Raw genomic sequence first — 21,677 nt, forward strand, 5'->3', positions numbered from 1 at the left:
AACACTGATACTAAAGTTTTTCATGGAGACTAGGGCGTATCTTTATTTGATTCGGGAGGTTTTTCTGGGGCAACAATAAGATTTTCTATGCTTTTCTTCAATATTGGCTTTTCTTGTCCCGGCTTGGTAGGTGATTGCGCTTTATTGCCTAATTTATCTCCCGCTTTCATTAACTTAGTATTGTATTTTCGCCTGATTTCTGGTTTGTCTTGCAACCAACTATCAATAATTTTGATATTCTCTTCATCATTGTCTGTTAATTGACCTTTGAGAGAAACTAGGGCATCTCTCAGGTTAACAAATAAATCTGATTCTTGAATTAATTCCTGGAAAATTTCTAGTTTGCTGGTGCTATTAGCCATGTTTTGCTCTCCTTTGCCAGCGGCACAGAAGCCGGCCCAATGATAGGGGTTTTGGTAAATTTTAGCACTAACTCCTTGAGTTTCTTTCTCTTCTTCCAAGCAGTCTTGTAAGATTTGCCGCCAGGTATCGTCTAAAAGGTGACATTGGTTTGTCCAGTCGAGGAAGCCTTGGATGTCGGTGTCTCGTACCCAGATTTGGGCCTGATTTAATGCTAGGGCGAGTTTACCGGGTTGGTGGTAAAGGTTTTCGTAGGTTTTGATGAGTAAAATTGCTGTGGAAAAGGCATTTACTGACCACAGGGTGACGTATAAACTGGGACTTCCCGCCAACAGGAAACCGCTGGTGAGGCTGATGTATTCGTCGGTGTTGTCGAGTTGGACTTGTCCGGTTTCGCAGGCGGAAAGGGTGACTAGACTGCATTCGCTGAGGTTGAAATAGCGGATGATTTCTTCTAGGGTGAGAGTACCGTCGGCTAGTTGCAAACCAGATTGTAGCGGTTCGTTGGGGTTGAAGGAACCGTGACAGGAAAAGAACAGATGATGGCTGTGGGCGACTCTTTCGGCGATTTCTAGTGTTTCCTTTGATTTTGCGCCTTTTTTGGCATCTTGGCTGGCTAATATTTCTGGGCTGGGGAAGATGTTTTTGATGCTTTCTACTTCCATGTCGGCAGCCATCAAGTCATCTGTGGGATTTTGAATGGCGAATAATTTATCGAATTTACCCCGTTTGTATTTTTGGACTTGGTGGAGAATTTGGCAACTGGGGGTGTAGGAAACTCCATTGTCGAAGCAGTCAACGAGACAGGGATTTAGAGGGCAATTTTCGTTGTCGCGGTGAAAGCGCTGCCAAATTTCCCCGCTGACAGGGAGGGCGTGAATTGGGAATAAATGCAGGTGGCGGTGGGGAATCAGGATTAGTTTATCGCAAGTTTTGGGAATGGCTGCGAGTATTTCATCAATGTGGAGAATCTGCGCGAGGTTTGCTAGTTTGGTTCCGAGGCTGTTTTGCCATTGTTGGCAGTTGCTGTAATAATCTCCTAAATATTCATTTATCCAATCAGTTAACCGTTTTAAATCTGACTCGTCGGTAAATGATAAAAATTGTGGTTGGGAGTTGTTCTTGGTGAGGGTGAAAGCACAAAAACTATTATTCAAAATGTACCATTCAACAATTGCTGTTTTTTGACCTGCTAACTGCTGAATCTCACCAAATTTGAGAGGTGTATAGGGATATTTTGCTGCTAAATCTTGGCGAAGTTGGTTGATGGTATCGTAGTTTTTATCTTCAGCTTGTTTTAACCGTTGATTTTCCTCAGCAATTCTCAGCCTTAACTGTTGCAACTCTTGGCGCACTTCGGGAGGGATTTCTCCTTGGGGATACAAATCTTTTACCGATAGCAACTCGATTAAGTTTTGCGCCTTGGAACGTTCCGCATATTCCACAGCTTCGGTGTAGCGTTTAAGTTCGATGCACACTTCTACCATGCCAAGATAAAGTTGATTCCATTGTTCGGCTAATTTCTGTTTGTTTTCATCCCCTGATTCCTCACCCCGTAAAATTTCTACTGTTTCAATCGCTAGGGCGTAATTATCATAGGCTAGTTGCCATTGCTGGTTGCTTCGGTAAAGATTGCTTAAACCATATAAAGTTTCTGCATGATTTTGTGGGAAAGCCTCGCGAGTTCTGATAGTTAAAGCAGCTTGATAAAACTCGATCGCCCTTTCCAGATTATCAGCCCGCGAACCGTTGATTCTGTTACTGTAGGCAAGGGCTAGGTTATTTTGAGTCATTGCCCAATCTTCGGGGAAATCCTCAAGGGTATAAACAGTTAAAGCAGCTTGATAAAACTCGATCGCCCTTTCCAGATTATCAGCCCGCGAACCGTTGATTCTGTTTCTGTACGCTTCCCCTAGGTTATTTTGAGTCATTGCCCATTTTTCGGGGAAATCCTCAAGCTTATAAACAGTTAAAGCAGCCCGATAAAACTCGATCGCCCTTTCCAGATTATCAGCCCGCGAACCGTTGATTCTGTATAAGTAGGCATTAGCTAGGTTATTTTGAGTCGTTGCCCAATCTTCGGGGAAATCCTCAAGGGTACGAACTGTTAAAGCAGCCTGATAAAACTCGATCGCCCTTTCCAGATTATCAGCCCGCGAACCGTTGATTCTGTTTCTGTACGCTTCCCCTAGGTTATTTTGAGTCATTGCCCATTTTTCGGGGAAATCCTCAAGCTTATAAACAGTTAAAGCAGCCCGATAAAACTCGATCGCCCTTTCCAGATTATCAGCCCGCGAACCGTTGATTCTGTATAAGTAGGCATTAGCTAGGTTATTTTGAGTCCCTGCCCAATCTTGGGGGAAATCCTCAAGCTTATAAACAGTTAAAGCAGCCTGAAAAAACTCGATCGCCCTTTCCAGATTATCAGCCCGCGAACCGTTGATTCTGTATAAGTAGGCACCGGCTAGGTTATTTTGAGTCATTGCCCAATCTTGGGGGAAATCCTCAAGGGTACGAACTGTTAAAGCAGCCCGATAAAACTCGATTGCCCTTTCCAGATTATCAGCCCGCGAACCGTTGATTCTGTTACTGTAGGCAACGGCTAGGTTATTTTGAGTCGTTGCCCATTTTTCGGGGAAATCCTCAAGGGTATAAACAGTTAAAGCAGCTTGATAAAACTCTATCGCCCTTTCCAGATTATCAGCCCGCGAACCGTTGATTCTGTCACTGTAGGCACGGGCTAGGTTATTTTGAGTCATTGCCCATTTTTCGGGGAAATCCTCAAGAGTACGAACAGTTAAAGCAGCTTGAAAAAACTCGATCGCCCTTTCCAGATTATCAGCCCGCGAACCGTTGATTCTGTCACTGTAGGCAAGGGCTAGGTTATTTTGAGTCATTGCCCAATCTTGGGGGAAATCCTCAAGCTTATAAACAGTTAAAGCAGCTTGAAAAAACTCGATCGCCCTTTCCAGATTATCAGCCCGCGAACCGTTGATTCTGTATAAGTAGGCAACGGCTAGGTTATTTTGAGTCATTGCCCATTTTTCGGGGAAATCCTCAAGCTTATAAACAGTTAAAGCAGCTTGATAAAACTCGAGCGCCCTTTCCAGATTATCAGCCCGCGAACCGTTGATTCTGTCACTGTAGGCAATAGCTAGGTTATTTTGAGTTTGAGCATATTTTTCGCTGCCAGGTCCCCGATTATTTAAAACTATTTGATAACCAATAATGGCAATTTCAAGATTATTCAATCTACTGCCAAGGGGAAATTCATTAATATGAATACTCAAATTTTCAATGTGGGCGACAATCAACTCAATTGCTTCTTGGTGTTCGGCAATAAAATTCTGGGTCACTTGCTGTAAAATCTCGGCAAAACAACTATTAAGGAGATGTTGCCGCCCGGCCAGCATGGGGTAAATTACTTTAATATCGCTGTTGCTATCTTGTTCTGCTTGCAATAAGTCTAGGATAAAGTTTGCATACTCTTGGGGATTTTCACCTTCAGAGTTATCGCTATCTCCCTCATCATTCATCCCCAAGAATTGCCCTAGCTGACTGGCCAAATTCCGTAAAAAATTAGCCTGATTTTCCTGTCCTTCCTCTGCCAAGTTTTCTGCTACTACCTCGCAAACTTGCAGAAACCCCGAATCTACCAATTCTAAGTTAGCCTGTAAAATCTGCGGTTCCTCACCGTTGGGGCAATTCAGGAGTGTCTCAATCAATTGCAGATAAGCTTGGGCGCGGGTTTCTTCCATTGTGGGGAGTTGTCAGTAACACGGATGTTTATTTACCATGATTCGTCGATGGGTGGCCAGAAACCGGGTTTTTTCGAGAATATTTGGTTACAGGCGAAGAGATGGGAAAAAACCCGGTTTCTTTGATTGTGCGCGAGTGCCCAGAAACCGGGTTTTTGCGAGAACATTTCGTGACAGGCGAAGAGATGGGAAAAAACCCGGTTTCTATTGATTGTGCGCGAGTAGCCAGAAACCTCGGTTAGCCCGATAGTCCGCCAGGGGTTGAAACCCCTGTCTCATAGCAAAAGTCCTCGCTATGAGGACTAAAGATTTTTTGATTTTTATCTCAGCTTTTCAGTCGGTTTCAAGCGACTTTCGCTATTAGCCAGGGGTTTCAACCCCTGGCGGTTGTGGGCAACACCACTTTACTATTAGTTGCTATACTGTAGACACTCTGTATATACATCCTTAAAAAAAGGGTCAAGTCCTCAGAGTAATATCACTAGCTAGAGGATCGGGTTATGGTTGGGACGATCGCCAAATGGGGAAACAGTCTTGCTGTTCGGATTCCCCAGCATTTAGCTAAAGAGATTAACTTAGCTGAAGGTTCCCAAGTGCAGCTTGTGTTGATAGATGGTAAGCTGACGATCGAGCCGATAACTCGTCGGCGATATTCACTTGAGGAGTTGGTTGAAGCGATTACTCCAGAGAATCTTCATAATGAGATTGATAGTGGAGTTGCTGTGGGAAATGAAGTTTTGTGACACAATCAAATCCCTACATTCCGAGTCGAGGCGATATCGTTTATTTAGACTTTGACCCAACTAAGGGACACGAACAAAAAGGACTTAGACCTGCTTTTGTGCTGTCGCCTCGTGCTTACAATGAGAAAAGCTCCTTAGCTTTATTTATGCCAATTACAAAGCAACAAAAAGGCTATCCTTTTGAAGTTTCTTTACCGACTGGATTGAAAGTTCAAGGAGTAATCCTTGCCGATCAAATCAAGTGTCTAGACTGGAAGGTTCGCGGTGTTCGATTCGTTGAGTCTGTATCTGAAGATGCGATCGAGGAGGTGCAAAGCAAAATTGAGCCGTTGTTACTGTAAAACCCGGTTTCTTTAGTTGGGGCGACTACGAACACCATATTTTGTAGGGGCGGGTTCACCAACAATATCTAACAATTACCAACCATCTAGATAAACCCGCCCCCACATCACCAATAACCCACATCTACCTGGAGCATGATGATTGTTGGTTGGGTGGGGGCGGGTTTTCGAGATTGTTTATTTGGGGCGATTATGGTTGGTAAAACCCGCCCCTAGGAGGATTATTTACATATCGTAAAAAACCCGGTTTCTTCTAATTTTGCGCTAATTCTGGCGGCCGGCCCATTAAACCGGTCATCAAGCGCAAGGCTAAAAACCTCACTGGGGGAATTGTCCGCAAACACCACAATCCGAAGCGGCGAAATGCTACAATTGGCAGCCAAGTATTGGAAAATAATCTGTCGAGAAAATCCGTAAATCCTAACACGATTAAATTTTCTTTTTTGCGCCAGTTGTGATACCGTTTCAATACTCGCAAATCGCCGATGTCTTCGCCTTTTTGGTGCGCTTGCTGCAAGATTTGGGCGATCGCCCCTGCGTCTCGAATGCCCATATTCAATCCCTGGCCGCCGACGGGATGGCAGCAGTGGGCCGCGTCGCCAATTAGTGCTAATCTGGGCAAAACGTAGCGATCGCTCTGCATTAACTGCACCGGAAACAAAAAGCGATCGCTCTCCAATTCCAAACGCCCCAAAAGCCCGCCCGTGCGCTGTTCCAACAAAGTCAAAAACTCTGTTTCATCCATTTGTTGCAAAGCTTTTGCTTCCGCGTGCGGTGCTGTCCAAACTACTTGACAGCGGTTCCCCGGTAATGGTAAAACTCCCATCGGGCCGCTCGGCCAAAAGCGCTCAAAAGCGATATCGTTGTGCGGTTTTTCTGCTTTAATAGTGATAGCAACGCAGGATTGCCAGTATTTCCAGCCGCGAGTGCTGATGTTGGCTTCCGTGCGGATGCGCGATCGCGAACCGTCGGCGGCGACTAATAATTTGGTGCGAATACTCCGAGTTTCGCCGTTTTGTTTGACTTCTATTTCGGCGCAATCGGTTAAATATTTTACCTCGACTACTTCCGCCGGACAAACCCAACTAAAATTCGGGTTTTTTGCCAAAGATTCTTGCAAAGCTGACAGCATGACTCCGTGCTCGCCAACGTAACCTAAAGCTGCTTTTGGTACGGGCAATTTGCCAGTATTCCCCAAATCCGGCCGGTGGAATTCGACTACACCCGGATAGTCGCCGTCGCAGAGGCTAATTTGCTCGAAGGTGGTGATTTGCGGCAAGATTTGCTGCCACACGCCGATACCTTCTAAGATCATTCCTGATAGCAGGGTGATTGCATAGGCTTGTTTTTTGGCGGCGGCGGCGGCGGGGAGTTGGGTTTCAATTATGGCGATTTTTAATCCAGAATCTTTTAAGGCGCTGGCTAAGGTCGCCCCGACTATGCCGCCTCCGACGATGGCTATGTCAAAGTCGAGTGTCGGTGTTTGCGTCGGGGCTGTGGTTGGAGAAAGTTGGTTTACAGGCATTTTCAAGGGATTTTGTCAAAGTTAATTGGATTGTTACTTTGTTATTGTAAAGAATTATTTCGATTTAGGGCAGTTTTGAGGCAGGGCTTATATCAAATCTGGTGGCATCGGAATTAATATTACCCACAGTTAGTAGGGTGCGCAATGCGCACCGGTGCGCATTGCGCACCCTACAGATAGAGGTTATGCCTCCAGAACTAGACTAATGACTACTGACAACTAACAACTGCCAACTGACTGTTTTCCGCTGTTTGGGGCGATACTTTCTGGCAAATGGGAATTTCTATGACAAACTCTGCACCTTCCCCGGGCGCGGAAATACACTGCAATTTACCTCGGTGTTTTTCAACTATAATCTGATAGCTAATTGACAGTCCCAAGCCTGTGCCTTTGCCGACGGGTTTAGTAGTAAAAAATGGGTCGAACAACTTGCCAATAACTTCTTGATTGATTCCCATGCCGTTGTCGGCAATCCGAATTGTTACTGTGTCGGAATTCGCACTGGTGCTAATCCGAATTCTGTTGGGGTGACAATATATTTCTTTTGAAGAACGCTTGCTGTTGTACTCTTCGAGGGCGTCGATCGCATTTGCTAAAATATTCATAAATACTTGATTTAGCTGACCTACATAGCACTCGACTTTTGGAAAAGTCCCGTATTCTTTGATAATCTCAATAGCCGGACGAAGTACATTAGCTTTGATGCGGTGCTGCAAAATTAGCAAAGTGCTTTCGATTCCTTCGTGAATGTCTACTCGCTTCATCTGCGATTCGTCGAGTCTGGAAAAGTTACGCAAGGATACAACTAAGTCGCGGATGCGATCGGCTCCTACCTTCATTGATTCCAAAATCTTTGTAAAGTCTTCCATTAAGTAATCAACTTCAATATCTTCGGCTACTTCTACAATTTCTGGGACGGGATTTGGGTATTTTTCCTGGTAAAGATGGAGCAAACCGAGCAAGTCTGTGGCGTATTGGCTGGCGTGGGTGATGTTGCCGTAAATGAAGTTAATCGGATTGTTAATTTCGTGGGCGACGCCGGCGACTAGCTGCCCGAGAGAAGAGATTTTTTCGGTTTGAATTAGTTGAGTTTGTGCTTGGTGCAACTCGCGGACAGCTTTTTCGAGCTCGGCTGCTTGCGATCGATACTGTCCCTCGGACTGCTTGAGTGCTTCCAAAACTTGGACGCGATCGCTAATGTCGGTGTGAGTTCCCACCCATTCGCGAATGCTGCCGTCTGCTGCTAAAACTGGAACTCCGCGCACCCAGAAGTGTCTGTAGCTGCCGTCTGCGGCCCGCAAGCGGTGCTCGACTTCGTAGAGACTTTTGGCTTCTACTGCGCGCATCCAAGCTTGCGCCGTGATCGGGCGATCGTCTGGGTGAATTGCCGAAACCCAGTTGTCTGTAGCTTCCTCCAAACTTTGACCTGTATATGCCATCCAGTCGATCGGCGCGATCGGCTTTCCCTGGGCGTCTCTCATCCATACCAGTTGCGCCGTGGCCCTTGCGAGCGATCGATATCTTTCCTCACTCAGACGCACAGATTCTTCGGCTTGCCGGCTGGCTGTCACATCGCGCAAAATAGCTGTGAATATGATTTCGCCTGCCACTTCGAGTTTGGAAATAGAAGCTTCGGCGGGAAATTGCGTACCGTCTCGGCGGCAGGCGAAAATTTCTTTGCGGCTGCCCATGTTTCGGGCTTGTTTAACGCCGCCGCCGAAATTGCTGACGAGGAGACTGTGAGGGGTGGCAAAAGCTTCGGGCAACAGCAGGCTCAGGGATTGCCCGATCGCCTCAGCAGCCGTCCACCCGAAAATCTTTTCTGCACCTTGGTTGAACAGGATAATTTTTTGCTCAGCATCCACCGAAATAATCGCGTCGTCGGCAATTTCTACAATGCCGGCGAAACGAGCTTGAGACAGTTGCAGAGCTTTTTCAGCGTGTTTGCGATCGCTGATGTCGCGGGCGATCGTCGAAATGTATGCGAGTTTGCCGCCCGGTGCGGAGTGGGAGATGATAACTTGGCTGACGGGAATTTCGAGTCCCGATGCTGACACGAAGGCTGTTTCTCCACTCCAAACACCCCCGGAAACAGCGGTGGCGATCCCTTGATTCAAAGTGCTGCGGGCTAACGCTGCCGTGAATTCTGCAACTTGTCGGTTGGATATATCTTCGTTTTCGCCTATACCCACCATTTTTCGACCTGCTTTGTTGATGTAAATGGGGCGTCCTTCGAGGTCGCAGATACCTACAAAATCCGGCGTTGCTTCCAGAATTGCTGCCAGATTGCTTTTGGCGATTTCGGCTTGTTTGCTCTCAGTAATATCCCGCGCGATGCTAACTATACCGCTGATATTTCCTAGCCCGTCCCAGTAAGCACTTTTTGTAGAAAGAAATATCCGCAAATTGCCTTTAACTGGCAGTTTTTCTTCGATTGATTGCGTTTCTCCCGCTGTCATAATTGGGAGATCTGTTTTCCTAATATTGGCCGCAATTTCCGGCGGAAATAACTCCCTGTCATCTCTGCCTACAATGTCGTCTACAGACTTGCCAATTATACTGGCTCCCGCAGCATTAAGCATTAGGTAACGGCCCTGCACATCTTTGACGAATAGGGCTGTCGGCGTACTGTTGATGACTGCCATCAACAGGTTATAGTTTTTTTGAAGCGCTTGCTTTGTTGTTTGAGAATCGAAAATTTGCTGCTGCAATTGCTCGTTAGTGATTTGCAGTTGCATCGTCCGTTTCTCAACTTGAGTTTCTAAGTCTGATTTAGCTTTCCTCAGTCCCAGTTCCGCTCGATAGCGCTTCCGGTCGGCGCTGCAAAGAGTTTTGGCATTCTGCCAAATCAGAACTGTAAAAATAATCACGTTCAATATGCTTAACAGCGATATCCCTACCTCCGGCGTGTAGGCTTGTAACCGCTCTCCCGATATGATGAAATAACCGACTAAAGGCGGGATAATGATTGCCCGTGGTAACAAGCGCCTCGCCATGATGCCGCCCGCGCGATCGCTCGTCATTACTGCGATCAATCCTCGCTCTGGACTGGCAAATAAAATGCCGAAGCTCAGCAACATAAATGCTGCGGAAGTGTGCAAAGCCATTCCTGTATTATTGCCAATTTGGTAAAATAAAGCTTTGTCGTAGAAATAGCCTATCAAACCCATATATGCAATTAAAAATGCAGAACAGCTTAAGATTTGAATCCGCAGATATTTAGGCCGACGTTCTAATAGCAGCAGTAGGGCTGTTCCCAGCAATAAAAAAGCACCCGCAGTATTCGGTGCCATGCGTCCGGGTGTTCCGGTGATTGTCAGGGTGTAACTTTCTTTAAATAGCAGTTGGTCGATGCCTAAGTCTAAATTAAAACTATATTGAACTAGGGTTAATAGGCTAATTAATATAATTAAGAATGATGGTAGTAAAATTAAGTTTTTGTATTTTTTTTGAGACTTTCTTGCTCTTAATTTTGCGCGCCGGATCTGTTGGATGAATAGAGAAAACCCGCCCAAAATAAAGCAGATCGCAGAATTGGCTTTCATGGTAACGAGTCCGGGCAGAATGCTTTTTAACATTTGCAGATCGAATATCCAACCCAAAAGGACTGTACAGCCGATCGCCATTACTGCAATACTCGCTTTTTTGGAAAAAGACTGCACAGCAGCCATTCGGGTTGAGGGCGTTTGCCGTTGTTGTGCTCGTTCAAAAACTTCCAATTTCTCGATCCCTCTAATTATTGGGTTTCTACGTATCTAAGGTAACAATTAACACTCTTCTGATATTGTTGCCTACTATACAAAGCTGCTTAAGATTTTCTCAAATCTGCTAACCATAAAATATGAATTATTTTATCTAACTTTAGAGGGATAGTCAAATGAAAGTTGAAGGCTCTTATGTAGAAGGCATCCGGCAGAATTCAATATTTTTTTTGGTGGGGAATTTTTTTTAAAATTCCTTGTTCCTTGTTCATTGTCCCTTGGATATCGGAAATTGGCTCCCGATTCATCGGCAAAACGGAGTGTTTTTACTCAGTACATCAAGGGATAATGGTAGCGGATGAATCACTCTGTAACCAGATCACTCGCATTGTAAACCGGCTGCTGTCGCTGTGGAAAGTGCGATCGGCAGAACATATAAGACTCGGCGGTTGAAACCGCTCCTTGTCAAACAAAGTCCCAGCAGAGAAGGACTAAAGAGGGGATATTAAAGTCGAATTTGGTAACTGTCAACTGTCAACTGTCAACTGTCAACTGTCAACTGTCAACTGTTAACTGTTAACTAACTCCCAAATTTTGAAGTGCTTCCAAAGCTTCGGTTGCTGAGGGGTAACGCTGGGGGAAAGCGTACAGCACCATCTTGTCTAAAACGCGAGCCAACTCCGGGGTGACACTTGCATTTTTCTGCCAGATGAGATTCCCTAAATTATCAACTCTGAGTTGTTTCGGGCGCATTCCTGTCAAAGCTTGAATCCCGATGAGCCCGACAGCATAGATGTCGCTGCACAATTTTGGGGAACCGATGGCTTGTTCGGGGGGAATGTAGTCTTGCTGAGTACCGCCGCGCGATTTCGTTTGACCTATGCTGTTTTGTGAAGTGTTGATTTCTTTAACCGCCCCAAAGTCAATTAATACAATTTTGTTATCTGATGTGCGCCTGATTAAATTTTGAGGGTGAACGTCACGGTGAATTACATCTTGTTTGTGAACGAATACAAGCACTTCCAAAATATCTCTCAACAAAGCAATAACCTGATATTCTTCCCAAGGTTGACCTTCGATTAGTTCTTGATACAAGGGTTGCCCTTCGATGAATTGATAGACTAAATAAAAATATCCATCTTCTTCAAAGCGAGCTAACAATTCTGGTATCCGATCGTGTTGGCCCAATCGATATAAAAGCCGCGTTTCTCGATCGAATAGGCGGCTGCTTCTCTCAGACTGGCTTTTCAGGCGCTTGACGAGGCATAAAGGTCGATCGGGCAAATTTTCATCTTCAGCCAGATAGGTATCGCTGTACTCGGTGGTGACCAAATGTTCTCTAATTCGGTAACGCATCCGCAGCAGCTTTTGTAACATGGGATCGACAGAATTAGCTGGTTGTGTGCCTTTTTGTACAGATCTCATGATGCAGTCCCAAAGATTTGCTCCGACTACTCTTTCTTCTTCGCCAAGAATTCCTGCTTGTCTCAGTACCTTGGTGAGATATTTCCACAAGTTGTAGCCGACATACCGCCCCAGGTAGCCCACTGTGTACCCGCGGGCGATCGGATCGTTTTGCTGAATTTCTTGATAGGTCAAACCCCCTACAACGCCTCTAATTATCGACTGCTGCAACCGACTCAGGTGTTTTTCCGTTTGTTCGTATACCAGATTGTCCAAAAACAATATTGCTTCTTCTACTGTCATAGCTTCATGTCTTAAGTTACTTGTACACGCTCTGCACATCTTTTTCTCTAAAATAGCCACTTGCCGGGGATGAGGTACAGCTTTCCATTCACCAATTAGCCAGTACCCATTGCGTTGCAATCGGGCAACTGAAAACTGCTGTATTTAGCTTATACATGATTTAACTTTACTTTGATAGTTTGTCTACTTATTTAAATATATTTTTACAAATATGACTTTTATGACTTTAAGTTCTGAACTTTATGAATTGACATTCTAAGGAGTTTGGGTTATGATACAAATTAAATTTTCAAGGTAACTAAATCTATGATGCTTTTAAAAATATACCCGTTCTAACCGCCCCGGTTAATGGGTGACAATACCTCTGAAAGCGTTACGTGGTCTAGCGCCAATCCCACGCCATGAATTCCAACGCTATCTGAGGCTTTGTGGAAGATATAACCCCCACTCAACTTCCAAGCTGCAGGATATCAATTGAGGAATTTTCATCATTTTTCATAGGTTTGTAGTGAGGGCGCATAGTCTTCTTCAATGGAGATTAAAAACTAAAGTCATTACTACAAACAACGTCACATTTTGGAAAAATTACAATTTTTTTAACTTATGTTAGGCATCTACACGAATCCTACCGATCGCCCTTTTTTCATTCAACAGCCAAAGGATCTCGCCACATCAGCATTTCCGGTTAACAACGACTTGCCCAACCGAGCGATCGATCCATTCAAGGTTTCTAGTTATAGTGCTGAATCTAGCTTGACTAATCTAGCAGCATTCAGCACCGACCAACAGACACAAACTACGGATTTTATTGTACCTAATGCCAGCGCTGGCTTCAGTTACTCTGTGAGCGATGCTCAAGTCAAACCGCAGTCACAGTCAGCGAGCGCAAACATAGAGCCGCTAACGGGAATGATATCTGCCTCTCAGTTTAATTTTTCCGATTCAGATAACTCTCTTTTTACAGCTCGTAATGTTGTTGGCGTTCAGAACGGTAGCATCAGCTTAACAGAGTTCGTGGGGACAGGCGATCTCGACGATTTCTACCGATTCGATATCAACACTAATAGCAATTTTAGCCTGCGTCTCGACGGTTTGAGGGCGGATGCTGACGTATGGTTAATTCAAGATAGAAACCGCAACGGTGTTGTTGATTTTGGTGAAAGAATTGGCTCCTCTCGTGAGAGTGACACCATCCCGGATGTGATTAATTTATCCAATCTGGCTCCAGGGACATACTATGTCGAAGTCTCTAGCTACTTAGGCTCTACCAATTACAACCTGACTCTTTCGGCAAGACCTGTTCCTGTATTGCCAGATATTCCTACACCTAACGGTGTTTTTAATGGCAATTACGGCTACGGTTTAGTGAATGCAAATGCAGCAGTTACCCGCACCCTGAACAGCTCAACTCTCTTCCCTGATGTTCCTAATTTGAGCGAGAATAATTGGGGGCTAGACGCAATAAATGCGCCCGAAGTTTGGGATCAGAACATTACAGGAAATGGGATTGTTGTAGCTGTCATCGATACTGGCGTTGACTACAACCATCCTGACTTGGATGACAATATTTGGCAGAACGCTGATGAAATTGCGGCAAATGGCATCGATGACGATCGCAACGGATATATTGATGATATTCGGGGTTGGGATTTTGTAATTAACGACAACAACCCAATCGATTTGGATGTCTACGGTCACGGGACTCACGTAGCAGGTTTGATCGCTGCGGAACGAAATGATTTTGGCATCACAGGAGTTGCGCCCAATGCTAAGATTATGCCTATCAGAGTGATAGACAGCTTTCGTGACGCCTATAGTAATGATGTTGCTGCTGGAATCCGCTATGCTGCTGATAATGGAGCAAATGTAATTAACCTCAGCTTGGGAAATGAGTTTTACCCTTCCAACGATGAGAATGACGCAATTGAGTATGCAAATAACAAAGGCTCTGTTGTGGTTATGTCAGCGGGAAATTCGGGTTTTAGCCAACCTGATTATCCAGCTCGTAATGCCGATCGCTGGGGAATTGCAGTGGGCAGTATTGATATAAACGGCAGGATGCCTGACACCTCGAACCGTGCGGGTTCCACACCTTTGGAGTACGTAGTTGCTCCGGGAGTAGACATCTATTCTACAACTCCCTATGACACCTATGACATCCTAACTGGCACATCTATGGCAGCGCCACAGGTAGCGGGTGTAGCGGCTTTAGTTTTGAATACCAATCCGAATTTAACTCCGGGTCAAGTTGAGTACATTTTGACGACAACAGCTAATCGGAATGGGTTGACTGTATAGCATCTATCGGGTAAATAAGATACACCTGGGTATTGATGTACCGATGCACTGGTGGTTCCTTCCCCTTCCCTGAATTGGGAATTGGTAAGCGCGTACCTCACGAGTCTTGAGAACCGCTATAGTGGGGGCAATTTACCTGTGGCATCGGTGTCAACCAAAACGAATTATTTGCTAAATCGCTTTTACTCAGAGGAGCATCATGTTTAAACTTGGAAAAACAACCCTCGCATTAATCACCGTATCGGTTGCAGTTTTGCAGCCAGCTTTTCGGGCTCGCGCACAAGAAACGAGCAGCGAATTCAGGCAACTACAAACCTTATTAGAAGCTAAGAAATGGGACGACGCCGATCGCGAAACCGTCTCTTTACTCCGCAACAACCCCACGTCTTGTCCGAACCTCCGCGCGATCGACCAATTGTGGATGCAACACAGCAATAATAAATACGGCTTCACTCCGCAGTTAGAGATTTGGCAACAGACGGGGAAGGGTTTAAATTGTCAAACTTGCGAAGAAGAAATTAAAGAATTTAGCAAAAAGGTAGGATGGAAACTTGACTCGCGAGAAACTCCTCTGCTAGGGGATTTTCCCGCTCAGTACCCAACTGTTGCTGCATTAGGTTGGCAAAACTACGTTGGTAGAGATACAAGTTTTTTTGGCGATCGGCGTAATACATGGCAAGCGTCGAAAGTTCAAGGTTATAACTTGTTCTCTACTTTTGCTAATTGCGGCAAGTAAGTAAACAAACCTAAAAAAACAGAATACTCAGATACCCGACTTCTTAAAGAAGTCGGGTATCTAAAGCGCGAGGTCGTTTTACGTTCTTTTGCTTTCATACTTCTGCTTCTTTTAAAAAGCTGGTTTGGCTGAATACAGGTATGAATTAAAAATTTCCCAATTGCTATGGGCCAAGTATGGTGAGTTTTGTAACGTTGGAGAAAAGTTTATTCATACCGTAAATCAGCAACGCCATTTATACAACACAGGCAAGATGTCTGTTCCACAAATATAGAACAAGAAATAACAGTCAACAGCCAACAGTCAACTACTTAATCTTATTTACATACCCCCACAAACTGTAATCGCGACTGAGCCAACCCCGGAAAAAAGCCATCTGAGTCGGATCTTCTTGCACCCTTTTGTAGCGGTAAATAATTCGTTCGTTAATCATTTGCAGGGCAGTATTTCTGTTATTTGCCCCTTTCAGCGCTTCCTTGGTGCGCGAGTCAAAAACTCCCGTTTGCGGCAATCCTAATGCTTGCTGAAGAAAGGTAATTGAGTTATTAATACCGAAATTAACGGCGGTGTCAAACATGACGATCGCCAAAGCCGGCTGCATCGTGCCCGAGAGGCTCGAATCCCAGTAATATTGATAAATTTCTAGGAGCTCTGCTTCCGACATCTGCGTCACGTCGAGGGGCGGAAGCCCGCGACTGTAGCGGTAGGCGTTGTATTCCGTTTGCAAGACGCCCCGATAAGTTCTGCCGCCCTTATCGGCTGGGTGATTGCTGAATCCGCCCTCAAAATAGAGGGTGAAATAAAGAGCCGTTTGAAATAATTTCTGCCGAAAGCTGGCTGTCTGCTGCTGCTGTGCGAAAGTCTTTTGGGCAAAGGGTAAGGGGATTGCTAAGGTTAACAAGAGTATCCCCAGCAGGAGGTTTGGTTTCCACTTAATGTTATGTTGGCGCTGTGTCGCTTGCTTGTCGCTCATAAATTCTCTGTGACGATCGCCCGTAATTCCGCTAAAACTGCTACTCTTCAAAATAATATAGATTCAACCTTTAACTTGATAGCACAGATAGGCCGCCAAATGAATTCCGATTTTCCCAACCAATCCGAAACACCCCAATTAGAAGATGCTGCATCGCTGACAGTCGTTGCAGAAACATATTACTCTCAAGGCAATTTAGCAGCAGCCGTCGCTGCTTGTCGCCGAGCTCTGGAATTGCAACCGGATTGGGCGGCGGCTTACGTGACAATGGGCAATGTGCAGCAAGCAAGCGGCCAAATTGAGGAAGCGATGCGGTTTTATTCGGAGGCGATCGCTCTGAATCCCGATTTTGCTGAGGCTTATGCTAATTTGGGCAGTATGCTCTACAAACAAGGGCATTTGGTGGAGGCTATTGTCAATTACGAAAAGGCGATCGAACTTAAACCGAATTTGGCTGCTGCTTACTGGAATTTGGCAGGGGCACTGAAGCAGCAGGGGCAGCAGGATGCAGCGGTAGCATACGAGCAAAAAGCTCTCGAACTCAATCCCCAGCTTGCTGAGGTAGATTTTCACTTAAATTTAGGAGATAAATTAGCGCGGCAAGGGAAGTTAGATGAGGCGGTGGCTGCATGGCAGCAGGCGATCGCATTTAAACCCGATTTAGCCGAAGCATACTGTCAAATTGGGCGAGTTTTGCGCCACCAAGGTCAATTTAAAGACGCAATACCTAACCTTCAAAAAGCCCTAGAAATTAAACCAGATTTTATTTCTGCCCACCAACATTTGTGCGGCATCCTCAGAGATACTAGCAATTTAGCTGCCGCGCGGCAAGCCGTGCACCAATACAGCAAAATGTGTGGCGAGACAGATCCAATTATGACCGCGATTTACTTCATCAGCACCTATCAAGTGTCGGGATTAAATCAAATTGCGGGCGATCGATTTTTAGAGCTAGAGTCGTACTTGCAGCAAAACTTAGAAACCGCTAGCCCGGTGGAAATTAAATCGCTTTATGCAAACTTGTTATTCAGCACGCCCTATTTGCGAGATGACTTGGAAGCCAACTCACAACTTTACAGATTAATTGCCCAAAAGTATATCGACCAATGTATTAAACCTAATTTTTCTCAACCCGCCAATTACAGTTTCAAACCAAGTGTTCCATCCAGCAAGTTAAAAATCGGCTTTTTGTCCAATCACTTCAGCCGCCATTCTGTAGGTTGGTGCAGCGCTGACATCATTCGCGAATTGTCCGACATCACACCGAATGTTTATTTGTACGCTTCCGAAAGAATTGTTCCTGACGATCGCACTCAGCAATTTGAAACTTGGGGCAAACTGACTTTTCCGACAACCTACCCGAACGGACTTGCCAATTCCGCAGAAATTATCGACAAAATTCAGCAAGATGAACTGGACGTTTTAGTTGATTTAGATTCTCTCAGCGTACCAGTTCACGCTGACATTCTCTACCAAAAACCCGCACCAGTTTGTGTTTCTTGGCTGGGATTTGACGCCCCTTACCTATCGCCGGAAAATTACTTTCTTACAGACTGGCACTCGCACCCAGCAGGGCGGGAAAAATATTATGACGAGCAGCTAATTAGGATGCCGGATTCCTTTGTAGCGGTGTCGGGTTTTCAGAGATATGGAGCAGATCCCGTTGTATTGAGAAGGTCGCATCGGATCGGTTTGGATCAGATAGTTTACCTGTGCGTGGCACCCGGCAGAAAATTCAATTACGAGTTGGTAAAAGCCCAAATTGCGATTCTCAAACAAGTGCCAAACAGTATCTTAATTCACAAAGCTTTAGGCGATGCTGCGGTGTTTGAGGCTGCATATCACCAAGCTTGCGAAGCAGAAAAAGTGAGCAAGCACCGAATTAAGTTTTTGCCGAGGTTTGCTACTGAGGAAGAACACAGAACTATCTATTTGCTGGCCGATGTTTTGTTAGATTCTTATCCTTACAACGGAGGAACTCACACTTTAGAAGCTTTGTGGTTTAATTTGCCAGTGGTGACTCGCACAGGAGAGCAATTTTTGTCGAGAATGGGTTATTCGTTTTTGCAGGCTTTGGGAATTGAAACTGGTGTGGCTTGGTCTTGGTCGGAATATGTGGAAGTTGGTGTAAAATTGGGTAAAGAACGTGAATTGAGAAATGCAATTAAAGCACAGTTGGTGAAATCTAAAGAGCCAGCCAATTTGTCGCCCCTGTGGAATCCGAAAAAGTTTGCTGGTGATATGTATTCGGTCTTGGAAAAATTAGGTAAAGTGGTTTGATGCGCTATTTATAGGGGTAAGGTACGGTGTGCATGGAGCCTTACCTAATTAGGTTGTTAAGCTGTTGTGCATTGATTTTTAACTTTGAGTGAGTAGAAGCCCACCCCACAAGAGTTTAAATCAAAATAATTACGCGGTAAGGTGCGCATTGCGCACCCTACATATACAGGAACTCAACCCATAGGTAAGGTGCGCATTGCGCACCCTACATATACAGGAACTCAACCCATAAGCTAATTCGCATTTAAATTGCATGGTAAAATAAACTTTCACTCTTGTGCGGTGGGCTTCTAGCCCGCCCTCAACATACAATTTAAATGCAAAACAGCTTATCGAAGCAGTCATTCCTAATCTAAAATCTAAAATCTAAAATGGTATGACTTCAACACTGCCAACTATTAAGTTTTTGAAACAGCCGACTTCGGAAGCTTGGGTAGAACAGGCGATCGCCCATTTGGATACAATCTTATTAGACCATTCTCACTGCGAACGGAAAGCGGCGGGAGTAGCGTTAAATTTAATGTTTCGCTACCCCGCCAGGGAAAAATTGGTGAGGATGCTAACGGCGATCGCCCGCGAAGAATTAGAGCATTTCGAGCAAGTCAACCAGCGGTTAGAAAAGCGCAGCATTGCTTTAGGCCCTTTGGCTGCACCTCCCTACGGTGCGGGTTTGTCCGCCCAAATTCGCAAGCAGGAACCGGAGAGACTTTTGGATTCTTTGTTGGTTTCTGGTTTGATAGAAGCGCGCAGTCACGAACGGTTGGGGCTGCTGGGCGATCGCTGTCCCGACGCGGAATTAGCTAAGTTTTACCGCAGTTTGATGGCTTCGGAGGCGCGCCATTACGGGGTATATTGGATTTTGGCAACAACTTATTTCGATCGCACTCTTGTGATTGACAGGCTGGAGGAATTATCATTAGTAGAGAGCGAGTTGCTGGCAACTCTTCATCCCGAACCGAGAATTCACAGTTAAAAGCTAGGTGCACTTAAAGACTGTAAAACACAAAAAATTAGTAATTTTACAGTTGCTAAAGTCAAAAAATAAATATACGTTGCAACAACCAATGAAAACCCAACATCTGGATTTTTTTATTCGTTCCTGGGAAACGCGCGATCGCGCTGAGGCGTTCTATTTAATTAGAGACGTTTTAGCAGAGTACGGGTTAAAATGCGAACCTCACGGGGCCGATCGAGATGTCTATGATGTAGAACTACATTATCACAATCAAGGCGGGGAATTTTGGGTAGTTGAACGGCAGGATAAAATAGTGGGTACGGCGGCTTATTATCCGATTGAGCGCGGAAATAATGCTGTGGAAATTCGCAAAATGTATATTTTGCCCGCAGCAAGGAGACAGGGTTTGGGGAAATTTTTACTGCAAGAATTGGAAAGTAAAATTATCGCTCGCGGCTTTGATGAAATCTGGATTGAAACTGCTAGCATTCTCAAAGAAGCTGTGAAAATGTACGAAAATAGCGGATATCTACCGACAACTGGTGTGGAGACGCCAAGGTGCGATCGGGTTTACGTAAAATCTCTAGGTAGAAAAAACCTACAATAAGGTTTGTGTAAACAATGATTTATTTACTCAGTTTCAATCAACTTTTGGCAAGTTTGTTTGTTTTAGGAAGAATAGCGTTTTGGATAGGCTATCTCAAAGAGCCGATAGAACGAGCTTTTGGCCAGGGAGTTACTCTGTATCCTACTATTGCCGTACTAATTTATGATGCCTACCGCGTACTATTTTTCAATAGCTGAGGGATTTGAGAGTTTTTTGAAATAAGACATATGCTTTGATTAGTCCTGTAAAACCCTAAAACTATGAGAAAAACAAATGACTATCCCCACAGAAAACTCTCCCTCTCAAAATCATGCTACCAACAAATTGCTAGACGGCCCTAAAGACGCTAGATTTGTTCAGACAGTGCGGGGACTTTTAAATCCTCTGTATTATTTAGATAGTAATTATCAGCGCTACGGCGATTTTTTTACCAGCAAATTTAGCAACTTTCCGCCCCAAGTAATTATTAGCAATCCTCAAGCTATTCAAGAAGTTTTTACATCCCATTCCCAACTATTTAAATCCGGTACAGTAAATCAGATAGGGCTACCTTTAGTAGGAGCGAATTCGTTATTTTTATTAGATGGCGATCGACATTTGCAGCAGCGCAAACTTTTAATGCCACCTTTTCACGGTGAACGCATGAAAACTTACGGACAAATCATCTGCAATACCACGGAAAAAGTAATTAATAATTGGACTCCTGGTAACTTGGTAATCGCGCAATCAACTATGCAGGAAATTTCCTTGGAAGTAATTTTGCACACGGTTTTCGGGCTGAGCGAAGGAGAACGCTACCAGCAAATTCAGCAACTAATTACTAATATGTTCAGCCTGTTTAGCAATCCATTAAGCGCTACCTTTTTGTTTATCAAGTCGTTGCAAAAAGATTTAGGTGCTTGGAGCCCTTGGGGAGGATTTGTGCGACAAAGAGAGCGTTTAGATGAACTGCTTTATCAAGAAATCCGCGAACGCAAAACTTTATCTCAACCATTAGGAGAAGACATCCTGAGCTTGTTAATTTCAGCTCTTGACGAAGCAGGACAGCCGATGAGCGACGTTGAATTGCGGGATGAATTAATGACAATCTTATTCGCAGGACACGAAACTACAGCCACAGCTTTGGCCTGGGCTTTGTATTGGATTCACTACATCCCAGAAGTCCGTGAAAAACTGCTCCAAGAACTCAATTCTATTGATGTCGAAAATTGCGATCCGGCGGAAATAAGTAAACTCCCGTATTTGAATGCTGTATGTTGCGAAACGCTGCGGATTTATCCGATGCTATTTTTTGCATTTCCGCGCCTTCTGCAGGCTCCGATGCAGTTAATGGGTTATAATATTCCCCAAGGAATGATACTTTCTACCTGCATTTATTTGGTTCACCAGCGTCCTGATATTTACCCGGAACCTAAGCGTTTTAAACCAGAACGTTTTCTAGAAAGGCAATTTTCGCCTTACGAATATTTGCCGTTTGGGGGAGGAAACCGCCGCTGTATTGGCACGGCATTTGCAATGTTTGAAATGAAGTTAGTAGTGGCGAAAGTGCTGTCACGATACTCTTTAGAACTTGCAGAAAATCGTCCGGTTTTGCCGGTACACCGCAGTTTTACAATGGCACCGGCTGGTGGTGTGCGTTTGGTAGTAAAGGGTCGCAGTTGAATCCTATCAAATCTGGTCTATCGCTCAGGCA

14 protein-coding genes are annotated in these 21,677 nt (G+C 44.8%); 9 read left to right on the forward strand and 5 right to left on the reverse strand.

All coding sequences use genetic code 11. The features are described from left to right. Positions 1 to 29 precede the first annotated feature (29 nt). Positions 30 to 4,118 (reverse strand): CHAT domain-containing protein, encoded by a 4,089-nt coding sequence (locus QUB77_RS21450; RefSeq protein WP_333296075.1) that lies wholly within the window; start codon positions 4,116 to 4,118, stop codon positions 30 to 32. 500 nt (positions 4,119 to 4,618) lie between these two features. Between QUB77_RS21450 and QUB77_RS21455 the strand changes: the two genes are divergently transcribed. After that, a complete protein-coding gene (locus tag QUB77_RS21455; RefSeq protein WP_333176970.1) occupies positions 4,619 to 4,861 on the forward strand; it encodes an AbrB/MazE/SpoVT family DNA-binding domain-containing protein in 243 nt (80 codons plus the stop codon). After that, a complete protein-coding gene (mazF, locus tag QUB77_RS21460) occupies positions 4,858 to 5,202 on the forward strand; it encodes an endoribonuclease MazF (RefSeq protein ID WP_333176967.1) in 345 nt (114 codons plus the stop codon). The genes QUB77_RS21455 and mazF overlap by 4 nt, the downstream gene beginning before the upstream one ends. Before the next feature lie 253 nt (positions 5,203 to 5,455). Here the strand turns inward: mazF and QUB77_RS21465 are convergent, their stop codons facing one another. From QUB77_RS21465 to QUB77_RS21475, 3 genes are all read right to left on the reverse strand, one after another. Further along, positions 5,456 to 6,727: an FAD-dependent hydroxylase gene (locus QUB77_RS21465; RefSeq protein WP_333176965.1), complete on the reverse strand. Its 1,272-nt coding sequence runs from the start codon at positions 6,725 to 6,727 to the stop codon at positions 5,456 to 5,458. A gap of 209 nt (positions 6,728 to 6,936) precedes the next feature. Beyond that, complete coding sequence (locus QUB77_RS21470) at positions 6,937 to 10,446, reverse strand: PAS domain S-box protein (RefSeq protein WP_333176963.1); 3,510 nt, start codon at positions 10,444 to 10,446, stop codon at positions 6,937 to 6,939. A 558-nt stretch (positions 10,447 to 11,004) separates the two neighbouring features. Further along, a complete protein-coding gene (locus tag QUB77_RS21475) occupies positions 11,005 to 12,135 on the reverse strand; it encodes a serine/threonine-protein kinase (RefSeq protein WP_333176961.1) in 1,131 nt (376 codons plus the stop codon). Positions 12,136 to 12,738: 603 nt separating this feature from the next. On the opposite strand from QUB77_RS21475, the gene QUB77_RS21480 reads away from it, so the two are divergent. Continuing rightward, a complete protein-coding gene (locus QUB77_RS21480) occupies positions 12,739 to 14,433 on the forward strand; it encodes a S8 family serine peptidase (protein ID WP_333176959.1) in 1,695 nt (564 codons plus the stop codon). Between the two features lie 199 nt (positions 14,434 to 14,632). Beyond that, complete coding sequence (locus QUB77_RS21485; RefSeq protein WP_333176955.1) at positions 14,633 to 15,169, forward strand: GUN4 domain-containing protein; 537 nt, start codon at positions 14,633 to 14,635, stop codon at positions 15,167 to 15,169. A 307-nt stretch (positions 15,170 to 15,476) separates the two neighbouring features. On the opposite strand, the gene QUB77_RS21490 is transcribed toward QUB77_RS21485, so the two are convergent. Beyond that, positions 15,477 to 16,142, reverse strand: a complete 666-nt coding sequence (locus QUB77_RS21490; RefSeq protein ID WP_333176953.1) for a glycosyl hydrolase 108 family protein — start codon at positions 16,140 to 16,142, stop codon at positions 15,477 to 15,479. Between the two features lie 99 nt (positions 16,143 to 16,241). On the opposite strand from QUB77_RS21490, the gene QUB77_RS21495 reads away from it, so the two are divergent. From QUB77_RS21495 to QUB77_RS21515, 5 genes are all read left to right on the forward strand, one after another. Further along, complete coding sequence (locus QUB77_RS21495) at positions 16,242 to 18,422, forward strand: tetratricopeptide repeat protein (protein ID WP_333176950.1); 2,181 nt, start codon at positions 16,242 to 16,244, stop codon at positions 18,420 to 18,422. Between the two features lie 376 nt (positions 18,423 to 18,798). Beyond that, on the forward strand, positions 18,799 to 19,395 hold the full coding sequence (locus QUB77_RS21500; protein WP_333176947.1) for a tRNA isopentenyl-2-thiomethyl-A-37 hydroxylase MiaE: 597 nt from the start codon (positions 18,799 to 18,801) through the stop codon (positions 19,393 to 19,395). A 91-nt stretch (positions 19,396 to 19,486) separates the two neighbouring features. Then, entirely contained in the window at positions 19,487 to 19,984 is a 498-nt protein-coding gene (locus QUB77_RS21505; RefSeq protein ID WP_333176944.1) for a GNAT family N-acetyltransferase, read from the forward strand. 14 nt (positions 19,985 to 19,998) lie between these two features. Then, the gene (locus tag QUB77_RS21510; protein ID WP_333176941.1) at positions 19,999 to 20,181 is read left to right on the forward strand and encodes a hypothetical protein; all 183 of its coding nucleotides are present in this window, start codon (positions 19,999 to 20,001) and stop codon (positions 20,179 to 20,181) included. A 76-nt stretch (positions 20,182 to 20,257) separates the two neighbouring features. Beyond that, the gene (locus tag QUB77_RS21515) at positions 20,258 to 21,646 is read left to right on the forward strand and encodes a cytochrome P450 (protein WP_333176938.1); all 1,389 of its coding nucleotides are present in this window, start codon (positions 20,258 to 20,260) and stop codon (positions 21,644 to 21,646) included. Positions 21,647 to 21,677 lie beyond the last annotated feature (31 nt).

It is taken from the genome of Microcoleus sp. AT9b-C3 (assembly GCF_036705485.1).
Taxonomy (GTDB): domain Bacteria; phylum Cyanobacteriota; class Cyanobacteriia; order Cyanobacteriales; family Microcoleaceae; genus Microcoleus.